This is a genomic window from Gemmatimonadaceae bacterium (assembly GCA_036003045.1).
Classification (GTDB): domain Bacteria; phylum Gemmatimonadota; class Gemmatimonadetes; order Gemmatimonadales; family Gemmatimonadaceae; genus JAQBQB01.
Genome location: DASYSS010000042.1, coordinates 60,266 through 74,750 on the forward strand (window position 1 = coordinate 60,266; position 14,485 = coordinate 74,750).

At 66.8% G+C, this 14,485-nt stretch carries 15 protein-coding genes; 4 read left to right on the forward strand and 11 right to left on the reverse strand.

What is annotated here, in order from left to right; genetic code table 11:
• Positions 1-234: 234 nt before the first annotated feature.
• The 3 genes from VGQ44_10525 to VGQ44_10535 are packed head-to-tail and all read right to left on the reverse strand — an operon-like array spanning position 235 to position 1,747.
• Positions 235-675, reverse strand: coding sequence for a vitamin K epoxide reductase family protein (locus tag VGQ44_10525; GenBank protein HEV8447249.1), 441 nt, complete (start codon positions 673-675; stop codon positions 235-237).
• Positions 672-1,478 carry a thioredoxin domain-containing protein gene (locus tag VGQ44_10530; protein HEV8447250.1) on the reverse strand — a complete coding sequence of 269 codons (807 nt, stop codon included), beginning with the start codon at positions 1,476-1,478 and terminating at the stop codon, positions 672-674. The genes VGQ44_10525 and VGQ44_10530 overlap by 4 nt, the downstream gene beginning before the upstream one ends.
• Entirely contained in the window at positions 1,424-1,747 is a 324-nt protein-coding gene (locus tag VGQ44_10535; GenBank protein ID HEV8447251.1) for a hypothetical protein, read from the reverse strand. The genes VGQ44_10530 and VGQ44_10535 overlap by 55 nt, the downstream gene beginning before the upstream one ends.
• A gap of 205 nt (positions 1,748-1,952) precedes the next feature.
• On the opposite strand from VGQ44_10535, the gene VGQ44_10540 reads away from it, so the two are divergent.
• The gene (locus VGQ44_10540) at positions 1,953-2,807 is read left to right on the forward strand and encodes an alpha/beta hydrolase (GenBank protein HEV8447252.1); all 855 of its coding nucleotides are present in this window, start codon (positions 1,953-1,955) and stop codon (positions 2,805-2,807) included.
• Positions 2,808-2,983: 176 nt separating this feature from the next.
• Complete coding sequence (locus tag VGQ44_10545; protein HEV8447253.1) at positions 2,984-3,232, forward strand: hypothetical protein; 249 nt, start codon at positions 2,984-2,986, stop codon at positions 3,230-3,232.
• A gap of 61 nt (positions 3,233-3,293) precedes the next feature.
• Here the strand turns inward: VGQ44_10545 and VGQ44_10550 are convergent, their stop codons facing one another.
• Both VGQ44_10550 and VGQ44_10555 read right to left on the reverse strand, forming a co-directional pair.
• Positions 3,294-3,770, reverse strand: coding sequence for a hypothetical protein (locus VGQ44_10550; protein ID HEV8447254.1), 477 nt, complete (start codon positions 3,768-3,770; stop codon positions 3,294-3,296).
• On the reverse strand, positions 3,749-4,276 hold the full coding sequence (locus tag VGQ44_10555) for a CDP-alcohol phosphatidyltransferase family protein (GenBank protein ID HEV8447255.1): 528 nt from the start codon (positions 4,274-4,276) through the stop codon (positions 3,749-3,751). Before VGQ44_10555 ends, VGQ44_10550 begins: the two co-directional genes overlap by 22 nt.
• Positions 4,277-4,479: 203 nt before the next feature.
• Here VGQ44_10555 and VGQ44_10560 point away from each other — a divergent pair, with 203 nt between their 5' ends.
• Positions 4,480-5,901, forward strand: a complete 1,422-nt coding sequence (locus VGQ44_10560) for a M28 family peptidase (protein ID HEV8447256.1) — start codon at positions 4,480-4,482, stop codon at positions 5,899-5,901.
• Between the two features lie 37 nt (positions 5,902-5,938).
• Positions 5,939-7,522, forward strand: coding sequence for a hypothetical protein (locus VGQ44_10565; protein ID HEV8447257.1), 1,584 nt, complete (start codon positions 5,939-5,941; stop codon positions 7,520-7,522).
• Between the two features lie 47 nt (positions 7,523-7,569).
• Here the strand turns inward: VGQ44_10565 and VGQ44_10570 are convergent, their stop codons facing one another.
• The 6 genes from VGQ44_10570 to VGQ44_10595 form a co-directional block, all read right to left on the reverse strand.
• The gene (locus VGQ44_10570; GenBank protein HEV8447258.1) at positions 7,570-10,179 is read right to left on the reverse strand and encodes a pitrilysin family protein; all 2,610 of its coding nucleotides are present in this window, start codon (positions 10,177-10,179) and stop codon (positions 7,570-7,572) included.
• 34 nt (positions 10,180-10,213) lie between these two features.
• Positions 10,214-11,260, reverse strand: a complete 1,047-nt coding sequence (locus VGQ44_10575; protein ID HEV8447259.1) for a tetratricopeptide repeat protein — start codon at positions 11,258-11,260, stop codon at positions 10,214-10,216.
• Positions 11,257-12,393 carry a tetratricopeptide repeat protein gene (locus VGQ44_10580; protein HEV8447260.1) on the reverse strand — a complete coding sequence of 379 codons (1,137 nt, stop codon included), beginning with the start codon at positions 12,391-12,393 and terminating at the stop codon, positions 11,257-11,259. Before VGQ44_10580 ends, VGQ44_10575 begins: the two co-directional genes overlap by 4 nt.
• A gap of 86 nt (positions 12,394-12,479) precedes the next feature.
• Positions 12,480-13,439, reverse strand: coding sequence for a pseudouridine-5'-phosphate glycosidase (locus VGQ44_10585; protein ID HEV8447261.1), 960 nt, complete (start codon positions 13,437-13,439; stop codon positions 12,480-12,482).
• A 65-nt stretch (positions 13,440-13,504) separates the two neighbouring features.
• Positions 13,505-14,104: a class D sortase gene (locus tag VGQ44_10590; GenBank protein ID HEV8447262.1), complete on the reverse strand. Its 600-nt coding sequence runs from the start codon at positions 14,102-14,104 to the stop codon at positions 13,505-13,507.
• The gene (locus VGQ44_10595; protein HEV8447263.1) at positions 14,097-14,369 is read right to left on the reverse strand and encodes a hypothetical protein; all 273 of its coding nucleotides are present in this window, start codon (positions 14,367-14,369) and stop codon (positions 14,097-14,099) included. Before VGQ44_10595 ends, VGQ44_10590 begins: the two co-directional genes overlap by 8 nt.
• Between the last annotated feature and the right edge of the window lie 116 nt (positions 14,370-14,485).

Consider the following 14,485-nt stretch of genomic DNA (forward strand, 5'->3'; position numbering starts at 1 on the left):
GCAGAGCCCGCGGAGAACGCAGAGGTCCGCAGAGGAAACACAAATTCCCTCGCGCCAAGAGCCGATTTTTTGTCGGAATCTGCGCGCGTGCCGCGATGAGACACTTGGGCGGGACGCGCCAACAGGGTGCCACGGCGTCCCACAAACAAGCTGACTCTTTGCGGGGGATTAGAGCGATCGGCTTTCCTCTGCGGACCTCTGCGTCCCCTGCGGTGAGCAGTTACAGTTGGATGGCTACGCCGCCGCGTCGGTCGCGTCGCGCACGGCGCGCCATTCGACGATGCACACCCCGCACAGCAGCGCGACGAGGCCGGCGGAGCCGAGGCACCATTCGCACCAGGCGTGGATGACGAACGCCTCGAGGGACGTGAGCCACAGCGTGAAGATCACGCCCCACACGGAGAGTACCAGCATCCAGCCGGCGAGAAGGCGCGAATTCTCGTGTGCGGGGCGCATTCCCATGATGGCCAGAACGAGCATCAGCGCGTAAAAGCCCGCGCCCCAGGCCGCGACGGGCAATCCGAGCAGCGACGACCACTTGCTCGTTTGCACCCGCTCGCACGAACCAACGTTGCAGGCGAGCGTGCCGACGACCCCGTAGTGGTACAGCGAGAGGTAGATGCCCAGGAACAGCCCGGCGAGGCTGATCACGACCATCCACTGACGTCGCGTCATCCAGGCTTTTTCGCGGACGGAAGCGGAACCGACTTGGCGGTGTCGCCGGCGGGCGGCGGCGCGGCCGGTGCCTTCGCCAACTCCGTGTTGATCACTTTCGCCATCTGGTCGTACGTGGGCACTCGGTCGATCAGGCTCGACCCGATGACAAACGTCGGCGTCGAGTTGACCTTGCGGGCGTCGCCGAGCGCCAAGTGCGCCTGAATTTTCGCCTGGTATTTCTTCGAGTCGATGCACTGATCGAACTTCGACGCATCCAGACCAAGCTGCCGGCCCGCCTGTTTCATGAACTTGTCGGGATTGTCGGTCACCTCACCGTTCCACTGATCCTGCGTCTGATACAGGTAGTCGTGGAAATCCCAAAAGCGGCCCTGCTCGTCGGCGCATGCGGCGGCGCGAGACGCCTGCCACGTATTCCGGTGGACGGACAGTGGAAAGTCGATGAACCGCCAGCGAACGAGGCCGGTGTTCACGAATTTCTTGCGGATGTCCGGCTCGGTGATCGTCGAGAAGTGGCCACACGCCGGACACTCGAAGTCGCCGAACTCCGTCACCTCGAGCCGCGCCGTGGAGCTGCCCATGACGTACCCCTCCGACTGGACCTTGGGCAACGTCGTATCGACGGGGCTCGCGGCGACGACGTCGTTTGCGCGAGTCGACTGGTACGTCAGCCACGCGACGCCACCGATGGCGATCACGGCGACGAGCAAATAGAACGCGCGATTGCTCGTCGACTGTTTGGAGGCCTTTACGGCTCCTTGTTTTCGTCCTCGTCCGGCGGGGGCGGAGGGGGTGGGGTCCACTCGCTTGCTTGCCATGTGCTCTGATCCGTCTCCTGTGCGTCGCGCACGATGCGCCGGTGTTCGGCGATCTCTGGCGTGTCGTACGTGATGCGTACTTCATAGTGAAAGAGCTCGCTGCGCACGTCGCCGATGAGTCGCATGAGCTCGCCCGCGTCTTCGAGCAAACGGCCCTGGCGGTCAAGCTCGCGGATGCGCTCAGCCAACGCCCGCAAGAGCGCCTCGAGATTTCGCGCCCGCCCTTCGTCGTAGGTCTGTTCCTGCTCCGACATGCATCCGCCTGAAGAAAAGCTCCGTCTGTAGCGAAAGATGCCACCGCGCAGACACGAATGGTAGAACGACACACCGTCGCGGCCGCGATCCTCGCACGCGGTTTGACCTTCTGACGATCGAAGCGCACGAAAGCGTTACCATTCTACGCGGTGAGGTGTCGTCTGCCCGAGCGCGAGCCCAGCCTCTCGAGAACGCCCGTTCCGCATGGACGCTGATCTTCTCCGAATTCCAGTCGGTCCAGGCTCCATGCACGTGGAGCGATACGGTCACGGCGGCTCGCCGATCCTCTTGGTGCACGGCTTCGGCACGTGCTCCTTCCTCTGGCGCGAGGTCGGGCCCGAGCTGGCATCGGCGAATCGCACCGCCTTCGCGGTCGACCTCTTCGGCTACGGTGAATCCGATCGTCCGTTCGACGCGCAGTTCGGCATCGCCTCACAGTCCGACTATCTCGACCATGCGCTCACCGCGCTCCGGCTCACCAAAGCCACCATCGTCGGCGTCGACCTCGGCGGCGCGGTGGCGATGCATCTCGCTTATAGCCGCCCGGAGCGCGTTGAGCGCCTCGTCCTCGTCAATCCGATCGCGTTCGACGAAGTCCCGGCGGACGACGTCAAAATGTTGCAGCGAAACACGGCGCGGTTCGCCATCCGTGTGTCCCGCGGACTCCTCGGCGCGGCACCGCTCGTTCGCGAACTGCTCGAGCGCAGCGTTGCCGCCCCGGACAAGATGCCCGACCATCTCGTGGCCCGGTACATGGCGCCGTACGTCGGTCAGGAGGGCCTCAATCACCTCCTGTCGCTGGCACGGGCCGTGGACGGCGAAGACATGCTGGACGTCGAGCTCGGACAGCTCGATTGCCCGACCCTGATCGTCTGGGGCGACCAGGATCGTTTCCTCAGTCCGAAGATGGCCGACCGGCTCGCGGACACGATCCCCGGAAGCCGCCTCGTGCGTCTCCCCGGCACGGGCCGCCTCGTCCCCGAAGAGGCGCCGGAGACCTTGGCCAACATGATCTTGGAGTTCGTCGGCGCCGCGGGAACGATTGCCCGGGCCGATTGATTGCACCGCCGGCCGACGGCGCGCGCCAGACTCGCCCGCGCAGTCGCTGAACGCGCGAAAGCGCGGCGCAACGATTGCTCAGTGGCGCACGTAGCAGAACTGACTCGATTAGCTTTAGCCTTTCCAAGTCTCTCACACCCCAACCCAGGTACATGGCCAAACAGAGAAATGGAGCGGTGAGGTCGACGCGCCTCGCGACACCGACGCCGTTCGAGGAAGCGCGCGACGAGTTGTTCCAGCACATCATGCGTTGCGGCGTAGTGGGATCGGCGCCCGAGGATCAGAGCGACTGGTTCACCGAGACGATGGCCTACATGGCCGACCGATATCCCGAGCTCGGCACGAGCCAGATCGACGAGCTGCGCAAGTTGGGTGAGCGGTTCTCCCAGCCGCCCAAGAAGCGCGACGACACCGCAGCCGCCTAGACATAGCTGATAGACGACGCCCCCGAGGTTCGGGGGCGTTTTCGCTCGCCGCTGAGGGCCTTTACCGCCAGCGAGGCGGCGAGCGTCGCAGCACGATTCCCACTCGCGCGCCGCCACCCAGCCCGACTTCGAGCGCCGGCGTAAACCCGCCGCGTCGCCGGCCCTCGACGTCCACGACGATCGTCAGGTAAGGCGTTCTGAACCCGTCGTGCTCGATCGGCGCACTCAAGCCGCCTCCCGCCGAGAACGCGAGTCCGGTCTCGCGGAGTGGGTCGAGCAGGAATCGCGCGACGAGGTCGATGCGTCCGGTCGTGAAGGAGGACGCATCGCGCCATGTCGTTCCGACTCCGCCGTCGAGGCCGACTCGCACGTATACGCCGGCCGGAAAAACGACGCCCGCGCCTCCCTGCACCGTCGTTCCGCTTGCGACGATGGCGTCGGCGCGAAGCTCGGGGTAGACCAGCGGCGTCTGCTGCGCCGCCAGGGCGGCGGGAACCGCGACGCCGATGAGAATCGCTAGCGAGCGCGCGCGTGCCACAAGGCGAACGTGTAGTCCAACACCGAGTAGGCCGACGCGAGGCCAACGAGCCAGAGCAGCGGCAGAACGCGCTGCGGCTCGAGCAGCAAGACAACGAACGCGATGAACTGGAGCACCGTGACCAGCTTGCCGGCGCGCCGCGCGCGCAGGTGGACCGGACGCAGCCAGGTGACGACGCGCGCCACGATGAATCCGATCGCGGTCATGATGTCGCGCGACAGCATCACCAGGCACCCGCGAATCGAAAGCGCGCCCGAATCGAGAAAGGTGATTACCGCGACGAGCGCGAAAATACGGTCGGCCAACGGATCGATCAGCGCGCCGAGACGAGTCGTCCACTTCGCGCGGCGCGCGAGCCAGCCGTCGAGCACGTCCGTCGCCGCGGCGAGCCCGACGAGTCCGAGCCGCTTGTCGACGTCGGTGACGACGGCGAAGCCCGCGGCGAGCAGGACGCGCGACGATGAGATGATGTTCGGGAGAGCTCGGAGCCTCTCTCGGGATATCATGGCCCAAACCTAACGGCGCCGTCGCGGCCGCATGCCCTCACTCGACCGGCGCGCGTGTCGAGCGGCGCTTGCCAGCGTGAAACGGCCTCCATAGCTTCGCCGATTCTCCCTCGAAAGCGACCGTGAACGCATTGAGAAACGTTAGTTGCGCTCTCGCGGCGGCTGCCGGAATTGTGGCAACCGCGTGTAGCGCGCCGACGACGGTGGCGAAGGTCGCCACCGTCAGCCCCTCCTCGGGCCCGATAGCCACGATCGACCAGCGCATCGGTCTCTCCGGCGTCCCCGACGTGTCGGCGGCGCTCGCCGCGGTCGATCCGAAAAACATCCGCCGCATCGATTCGACGCTCGTCTCGTTCGGCACGCGCAACACCTTCTCCGACACGACCTCGCCGACGCACGGCATCGGCGCCGCGCGCCGCTGGATCTACTCCGAGTTCCAGCGGTATTCGCAGGCGTGCGGCGGTTGCCTGCGCGTCGAATACAACGAGAAGGTCCAGATGGTCGGGCGTGCGAATCCACTCCAGGCGAACATCGTCAACGTGCTGGCCTGGCTCCCCGGTCGCGACACGACCCGCGTCGTCGTGATGAGCGGACACTACGACTCGTGCGTCTGCGGCATTCCCAACGGCACGAACGACTCGACCTCGACCGCGCCCGGCGCCGACGACGACGGTTCCGGCAGCTCGGCGGTGATCGAGCTGGCCCGCGTCTTCTCGATGCGATTTCCCAAGGGGCTCGACGCGTCGATCATCTTCGTGACCGTGGCCTCGGAGGAACAGGGGCTGAATGGATCGCGGCAGCTCGCCGAATGGCTGCACGAGAAGGGCTACAAGGTCGTCGCGGGAATGACCGACGACATCGTCGGCAACGTCGTCGCCGAGGACGGCTACACCGATTCGACGAGCATGCGAATCTTCGGTGCCGACCCCGACAACTCGTCGAGTCGCGAGCTGGCGCGCTACGCGTGGGGATTGGATCGCGTGTACTTGCCGAACTTCGAAGTGCTTCCCGTATGGCGTCTCGATCGTATCGGGCGCGGCGGCGACCACGAGCCCTACGTCATGCTCGGCGATCCCGGCCTGCGATTCACCGAACGCGTCGAGAACTACAACCGCCAGCATCTCCCGACGGACGACTTCGCGCACGTCAACTTCGGTTACGTGGCGAACGTCGCGCGCGTGAACGCGATGACGGTCGCATCGCTCGCCATGGCGCCGGCGACCCCGGCAAACGCGCGCGCGTCCCGACAGGGACGGAACGTCGCGGAGGGAGCGTCGGGAGGTCAGGCGTGGACGTTGAGTTGGGACCCGTCGCCGGGCGCTACCGGGTACGAGCTCCTCGTTCGGCTCACGATCGAGCCGACGTGGTCAAAGGTGATTCCCCTCGGGAACATCACGCATTGCACCCTTCGACGTCAGCTCGACGACGAATGGGCCGCGGTTCGTGCGATCGGACCCGGCGGCGCTCGTTCGATGGCCGCGTCGATGCCGACGCCGAACGCGCCGCGTCCGGCGAACGGTGCGGCCGCGGCTGGACGTGGCGCCGGGGGCGCGGCCGGTGGAGGCGGCGGGGGAGCGGGCCGAGGCGGACCGCAACAGCCCCCACCCCCACCGTGCGGCGCGTAGACCAGCTCGAGGTCACAACCGGGGTGCGCAGCCGCGGATGAGAAACTTCCTGGCCCCGGCGCATCTCGCGTTCACGGGCATCATCCTCATCTGGAACATCGTGCTCGCCGGCCGGATCGCGCAAAACGATCAGGCCGAGCGGCCGTTGCAGATCATGTGCGGATTCGCGGCGCTCGTGATCGTGCCCGCGCTCGTTTTGTACCTCGCGACGTCCACGGTGCTGACGAATCGCGCGGTCTCCACGATGGACTGGCTTTGGCCGGCGGTTCTCGTGCTCTACGCCGTTCAGTCGGTGTACGCGCTGGTCCGCGGCCTCGTCCCCGGCGAGTTGATTCGTGAATCCGCGACGCCGCACGTCGCCGGATTCGGCCTGCCGCGATTTCTGTTCGCGTTGGGATTGCCGATCGCCACGTACAACGTGGTCATCGCCGGCATCGGCATCGTCCGCTACATGGTGGCGCACGGCCACACGTCGGCGCAGCCATTCGTCGCGCTCCTCGGCGCGCAGAGTCTGGCGATGGTGCTCGCCGGCGGGAGCGCCAGCGTGTTGGCTTCGCCGCTCTATTTGAACGTGCCGATCATTTCGCCGGCGTTCCCGGCGCTGTACAAGTTCACGGCGCCCTTTCGCGCGATCGTTTCGGTGTACGCGCTGGCGTGGGTGGGCGTGATCGTCGTCGTCGGTCTTCCGCGCGCGGTCGTGCATTTGCAGACGTACGCCGCTCATTCGCGCGATCCGCTGCGCGAACGGCCGAACGGCGACTTCGCCATTGGGCTCAAAATTTTTCCCGACCTTTCCGGCGGCCCGCCGGCCGCCGCGATCCGCGCCGACTCGGCGCTCGCCGACACGATGGAAGTGGACGCTGTCGAAGTGGTCGTCCGTCCGGGCATCAGCCGTGGCTCGCTGGATTCACTCGCGCGCGTGATCGATCCTTGGCGCCGCGACAGCACGACGATCATCGTCGCGATCGGCTATCCGCGCATTCTCGTCCCCGAGATCCAGACGAAGCCGCTCGACGAAGGCGAGCGGCTGCTCACGGTCCGCCGCGTCGTCGCTCGGCTTCATCCGGACATTCTGCTGCCGGCCGAAGATCCCTACGGCTCCGGCGCGCAGGCGGTGGGCTCGCTCCAGCCCGCGCGCTGGGAGTCGTACTTGATCGACGCGGTTCGCGCGGCCAAGGCCGTCGATCCGAAGGTTCGCATCGGAGTCGCCGCGTCCGACTATCGCCACGGCGACAGCGTGCTCTTTGCGTGGGCAGCGCGGGCGCACTCGCCGATCGACATCGTCGGATTCTCGTTCTTCCCATCGCCCTACGTTGGCGGCGGCATTCAGACCGACACGCGCACCGCCGATCGCTGGATGCGCGCGACGCCGACGACGAAAGACATGTGGATCTTCGCCACCGGCGGCTACCCGCTCGCCTACGGCGAGCGCAGTCAGTCCGACGCTATTTGGCAGGTGCTGGCGTGGGGCACCGACCATCCCGCCGTCAAGGGAACCATCGTGTACGAAGCGAGCGATTATTTGCAAGCGCGAGGACTTCGCACACCCGATGGGCGCTATCGGATGGCCACTGGTACCGTCATGCGGGCGCTATCGGGGCTGAGAGAGTCGGTGAGATAGGTGGACGGGAGACTGGGAGACCGGACCCCTGCCCTCGGCCCCCCGACTCAGACTTTCTTCCCCGTCCCCCGCACAATTCCTTCCACCCGCCGCGACGGATCGAAGTGCTCGACGGCCACGCCCTGCATGGCCGCCGGCGTCACGGCGCGAATGCGCGATTCGTACTCATCCAGCTCGGCCAGCGTTCCGAAGAGATACGCGTCGACCGCGTCCGCCAACACGGCCGCGCCGCTCTGTTGTCGAATCGCGTGTAGCCCGACGGCGTACTTTTGCGCGCGTCGTAGTTCGGGCTCCGAGACCGGCTCGTCGCGCAGGCGCGCGAATTCGGCAAGAAGACCGTCGCGCGCCGCGTCCTCCTGCTCGGGCGACGTCGCGATGTACGCGCCGAACGCCCCGGCCAGGGCGCGTTCGGCGACGAACGCGTTCACCGTGTAGCAGAGCGAGCGCTTGTCGCGCAGCTCTTCGAAGAAGCGTCCGCCGAGGCCGCTCGCGACCAGTGAAATCATCGCGGCGGCGTAGCGCGACGAATCCGATCGCGACGGACCGGAAAAGAGGAGCGCCATCGCCGTCTGCGCGCGTTCGCGCGTCTCGACCGCCGTGGCCGTCGAAGCGGGCCAGGATGGCGAGGGGATCGGCGTCACCGGCGCGCGACGCAGGTCGCCGAACGCGCGCGCCGCCAACTCGGCGAGGTACGCCGGATCCGCGTCCCCGACGAGCGCGATGACGCACGGACTCGAGAGTGCACGCTTGGCGTGCCAGTCACGCACCTCGTCGCCGGTGATGCGATGCAACGAGTCGTCGGTGCCGCCGCCGGGCAATCCGTACGGATGGCCCACGAAGGCGGCCTCCGTCGCGAGACGCATCGGAAAGCGGTACATGTCGTCGCGCAGCGCCGCGACGTCGGCCAGCGCGATGGCGCGTTCCGTCTCCAGCACCTCGGCGCCGAACGTCGGATGCTGCACCACGTCGGCCAGCAGCTCGACGGCGGCCGCAGCGTGGCGCGACGGAACCGAGATGCTCCAGCGGAAGCTGTCGAGGTTCGCCGCTCCGGAGACGCTGCCGCCAAGCATCTCGCCCTCTTCCGCGATCTGCTCGGCGCTACGCGACGCCGTTCCCTTGAGCGCCGTGCGGAGCATCAGCGTCGTCAGTCCGGCGAGCGCGGACTCCTCGTCACGAACACCGCCGATCATGAAGGCACCGGCGTGCACGAGCGGCGAGCCGGGCTTCCTGCGAACGAGGACCGGGATTCCTTCCGGCGAGCGATACTCGAAGACGCCAGCGGTCTCTCCGACGAACTCGGCGGGCGTAGCCGGACCGAGCACTCGCGCTGTGTACACCGGCGCGGGAGTGAGCGGTGCCGGACGCGGCTCGCGATCGAGGAGCGCGAGCATTTCATCGGACGTCCCGGCCAATGAGTCGCTCGCGACCGGGCGGTAGACGACGACGCCCGTGCGGTCGGACCGGAGATAATCTCTGGCGACACGCGTCACGTCGTCGCGCGTCGCGAGCATCACTCGCTCGAAGTAGTCGTCGCCGATACGCCAGTCGCCCAGCGCTTCCCACTCCGCGAGATGGCTGGCCTGTCCTTCCATGTCCTCGAGGCGGCGGATCCAACGCGATTCGAACACTCGCTTTGCGCGTTCGAGCTCGTGATCGCCGATCTCACCGTCGCGCGCCACGCGAATCTGCTCCCAAATCGCGCGCGCCGCGTCGCCGGCGGCGGCCGGCGGGGACTCGGCGTGAACGACGAACACCCCGATCTCGGTCGGCGTGTAATGGTAGGCGCTCACCGCCGACGCAAGACGCCTTTCGCGAACCGCGCGATAGAGTCTCGATGCGCGTCCCGCACCGAGCACAGCGGCGAGCAACTCGAGCGCGGGAGTGTCGGCGTGATTCGTGCCCGGCGTTCGCCACCCGAACGCGAGTTGCGTCTGCGTGATGTCGCCGGTCAGGTCGCGGTAGCGAAACCCGCCCACGCCGTCCTCACTCGGCCCCGCGTCGCGCGTGGGATCGCCGGCCGCGATCGAACCATAACGTCGGCTCACGTCTGCGAGCACGGTGTCGGGGTCGACGTCGCCGACGATCGCGAGAATCGTGTTGCCCGGGCGATAGAAGTTTCGATAGAAGCCGACGACGTCGTTTTGGCGGAGCGCGCGCAGCCCGGGCTCGCGGCCGATGCGCCAGCGTCGAATGCGGTGCCGGTCGTGGAGGAGCTCGTACAACGTTTCCGTCGCGACCGCCGGCGGGTTGTCTGCTTTTCGCTTGGCTTCCTGGATGATCACCTCGAGCTCGCGCGCCAGCTCGTCGCTGTCGATCAGCGAATGGGCGTACGCGTCCGACTGAACGTCGAGCCCGGCCTCGAGGCTCGACGATGGAAGGACGGTGTAGTAGCTCGTGTGATCGTAGATCGTGCCGGCATTGAGATATCCGCCGGCGGCTTTCGTCTCTTTGGCGATCTCACCGACGCCGCGCGTCGGCGTGCCCTTGAAGTACATGTGCTCGAGCACGTGCGAGATGCCGACGACGTCGTCCGTTTCGTCGAAGTATCCGGCGCGGACGAACGTGACGATGGCGACGACCGGCGCCGACGGGTCGCGGCGTACGAGCACGGTGAGCCCGTTCGCCAGTCGCGTGCGCACGACCGACGTCGAAGGCATCGCCGTCGACGGAGACTGGACGTTCGTCGTCAAACTATGGCTTCACGAGTCCGGCCGGCCCCGCCGGGTCGCCCATTTGTTTCGGCGCGGGCGCGGGCGTGCAGCTGCTCCACGGCCCCTGCCCGGCGCGATTCATGAACGCGGTCGCCTCGGTCGTGCGGCCGAGTCGCATCAGCGTGCACCCGAGATATCCCATCGCGGTTTTGTCGCTGGGATCGGCTTGCACGGCGCGTACGTAGAAGGTTCGCGCCAGCTCGTAGTTGTTCTGCATCAGCAGGTTCGCACCCATCTCTCGCAAGGCGAGCGCGTTGTTCGGATCGGCCTCGATGGCGAGCTTCAACTCCTGCGTCGCCAACGAATAATTGCCGACGTCGCGCGCCATTCGTGCCAAGTAGATGTGCGGGCGAGGCGACCGCGGATTCTCGCGCTCCGCCCGACTGAACGCGTTCGCTGCCACCTCGCGCTGTCCGCGCTGGTACGCGGCGATCCCTTCCTCGAGCGGATCGCTCCCGCGTCGGCCGAAGAGGAAGTATCCGCCGCCGGCGAGGATCGCCAGCACGACGACGGCCGACGTGAGAATCGCCCACGACGGAACGTTGAGTCTTCGCCGCGCTACGAGCGGCGGCGGCGCCCCCGCCGTCTGGGGGGGGGACGCGGTGAAAGGCGTCGTTGCCGCCTCGCGAAGCATCGGGTCTCGCGGTCCGGTCGCGCTCGGCACCGGCGACGTAGCATCCACGAGCGCGCCATCGAGCTTCGAGACCGCCGCGCGTGCCGCGGCGATGTCGGACTCCGACGGCCGGTAGCTCGTGCTCTGAAGACGGTCGTGGACTGCCTGCAGCTCGGCGAGCGCGTTCGCCTGATCGAAATCGATGAGCTGCCGCTGTCGGACCTCGCGAATGAGCCCCTGGCCGGACATCGCGTTCGAGCCGGAGAGCGCGCGCAACGACGACTCGACCGCCGTCCAGATGTCGATCAGGTCCGCGGCGGTGTCTTCCGGACCGCGGATCGAGTCGAGACGAGCGACGGCGGGTCTCGCCGCGTCGAGCGCGGCGTGGGCGCTACGCTGCGCCGCCGTGGTCACCGAACGATTCGGAGCAGCCCCGCTATGGCGCTGCCGCGGATGAAGCTCTCCGCGTCGTTCGTCGGAATGCGCACGCCGGTTTGGCGGAAGCCGTGTTTGGATACGACGTCCATGAATTCTCTCACGGAGTCCGTGGGATTGCCGGTCTCGTCGCGCAAGCGACGGACGATGTCGTCCCACGATCCAGCAAAACGGCTGCCGTCGGGTGCGATCACCTGATGCTCGAGCCCCTGCCGCTGTTCGGCGAGGGAGCTGAGCAGCGTTCCGAACAACTCGAGCTGACCGCGCGGCGATTCCGGCGCCGGCGAGCCGTCGGCGGGGCCCGGCGTGTCGAGCTCCATGAGAAGCGTGTCGACGTCGTCGAGGTCACCGGCCAACTCGGCCAAGCGGTCTTCCCACGGCTTGAGCTCGGGATCGTTGTCGCCGAGGCGATACAACGATCGCTTGAGCTCCATCAGCCGCCAGATTCCCAGCTCGTCCCAATGGTCTTCGGGCTTGGTCCGCTCGAAGTGATAGAGGGCCGCTTCGTTCTCGCCTTGGTCGTACAGGACGTTGGCGAGGTAGATGCGCGCCTCGGTGTGGTCGCCATCGATCTGCAGCGAACGACGGAGCGACGCGATCGCGCCTTCGTCGTCGCCGAGCCGATGCTGCGAGTAGCCGATGCACGCGATGCCTTCGGCGGAATCCGAAGCCTGCTGGACGGCCGTCTCGAAGAATTCCTTGGCCGCCTCGAACATCATCTTGCTGTCGCGAACGGATGCTTCGCGGAAGAGGGAACGTCCGATCTGCAGCATCAGATCGAGATCATCTGCGTAGCCAAGCTCGAGGGTTCGGCGGAAACATCGCATCGCCGAATCGTCCTGGCCGAGCTTGAGCAAAGTCTCACCGAGTCCGGCGAGCGCGTCTTCGTGCTCGGGCTCGAGCACGGCTGCCTGCTCGAAGGATTGGCGCGCCCACGCGTACTCTTCGCGCGCGAGCTGCGCGTACCCCACCCCAACATGCAGCTCCACCGAATTCGGATAGAGCGCGAGTCCCTCTCGAAGTACTGTCAGCGCGTCATCATACTGGCCGTCATTGTACAGCTGATGCGCACGTTCATCGTACTCTTCAGAACTCAGGAACGGGGTGGCCATCGTCAGCAAGCCTCCAGCTCTTGAGGTGTACGCCTATACTACAATCTGGGCACTGCGAAGTTCAATAGTGAACGACGGTTCGGCGGTTAGTCGGACATCGTTGCGCCGCGCGTTTCCGGCGACGCCGCGAGCGCGACGGCAATCTCGGCCGCCAACGCCGCGTTTTGCTCCAGCAATGCCAAGTTTGCGCCCAGCGAACTTCCACCGGTCAAACGAGTTACGGCTGACAACAAAAACGGTGTGACGTCGGCCCCTCGAATGTCGCCGGCGACGATGCTCTGATGGGCGGTCGCAACGGCTCTTTCCACGTCCTCGCGAGGCAGACGGTGATGGGGAGGCGGGGGTTGAACGACCAGAAGTGCCTGGCGTCGCCCCAACGCCTGGTGTGCCCGAAATACGGCGGCCACCTCCAGCGCGTTGTCGACCCTCGCGTCGAGCCTGATGCCGGTCTCGGCCGTAAAAAATCCCGGCAGCTCCGACGTCCGAAAACCAACTACCGGAATCCCCAGACTCTCCAGGCGTTCCCAGGTGGCCGGTAAGTCGAGGATCGACTTTGCGCCGGCGCAGACGACGACGATCGGGGTCCGCGCGAGCTCAGCGAGATCCGCGGACTCGTCGAACGGCGAGTCGCGGTGCACGCCGCCGATCCCACCCGTCGAGAACACCTCGAAGCCGACCGCGCTCGCCAACGCGACCGACGCAGCCACGGTCGTCGCCCCATCGTGACGCCGCACCATGGCGACGGGAATGTCGCGCGCTGAGACTTTTCTAATGCCGTCTCGCGCGAGGAAGCGCTCGAGCTCGTCCTCGCGGAGACCGATCGTCGGAGTACCGTGCGCGACCGCCGTGATTCCGGCGACCGCACCGGCGACTTCGACTGCGGCCACCATGCGGCGCGCCGCTTCACGGTTCTCCGGAATAGGCAGGCCCTGTGCGAACACCGAGCTCTCGAGCGCCACAACCGGAGCTCGTTCGTCGATGGCGCGAGCGATGTGGGGCAGCACGCGAATGATCGCGGGCCGGTGATCGGCAGGAGGACGTGTCATGGGAAGCGAGAGCTCGCCTCCCTTGAGTTTAACGACGGCGGCCGCGCGAGCGCGGTCGGGCCGGCTCAGTGGCTCGGCGCGTTGCGTCCGGGAAGCGCGACGTGAGTCGCCGTGACGATCAGGCGCTCGGGCGCGGGTCCCACGTAGCGGATGGGCCACGACGTCGTGAGGGTAAGCGTGGTGTCGGACGCGTGCGCGATCAGCCGCTCGTCCCGTCGTACGATTCGCTTCGAGACGACGATCCAGGCATCGCGGCCCAGTCCCGACTCGGTGACGACCGTATCTCCGGGGCTGACCGAGTCGAGGTGATTGAAGTACCGGTCCCGCTCACCGGAGATGACCGCGTTCCCCATCTCCCCCGGGAACGCGCTCCCCGCGACGTGCCCCGGACCCGCGTTCAGCTCGTCGGCCCCTTCGAGGACGATTTCGTCCATGTCGATGCTGGGGATGACCAGACGGGCAACAGGCGCGCCGTCGTCGATCCAGTTTCGGCCGGGCCGGTTGTGATTCGCCGAACGCACGAGCGCGACCGCGACTTTTCCCTGGCTGTTCCACGAGTCTCGCGCGCGCTGTGCATCACGCCAACCTTCGACGTATCGGCCCGCCGAGTAGGAGAGCATCAGCCCCCCGGCGGCGTAGAGCGAGAGTCCGAGATATCTACGCACGTTGCCTCGAGGGTCGAATGCTGGTGACCATGCCGGCGCCCGTGATGAGAAGCCCCAGTCCCAGAAGCGCGAGGAGAGGGAGGTCGCTCGCCGCAGCCGCGGTGGGAGCCTTTACCCTCGCCGGCACGGCCGGGGCAGCGGCGCCCTGTTGCACCACGGTCCCCGGCGCCGCGGGCAGTGTCGTGACCTGTGCCCAGGAGAGCACCGGACCGCCGGCGATGCTCAAAAGGAGCGCGATGAAAAGAAATGGTCGTCGTGGCGACATGATGATCCTCGGCCGGACAGAAAGGCATTAGCCGAGCCAGGGAGATTCGGACTTTTGGACTGAGGCGGAGCGGCGATTCAGCGGGTTGAGGGTGGCATACCGTTGCGCCCAGCCAA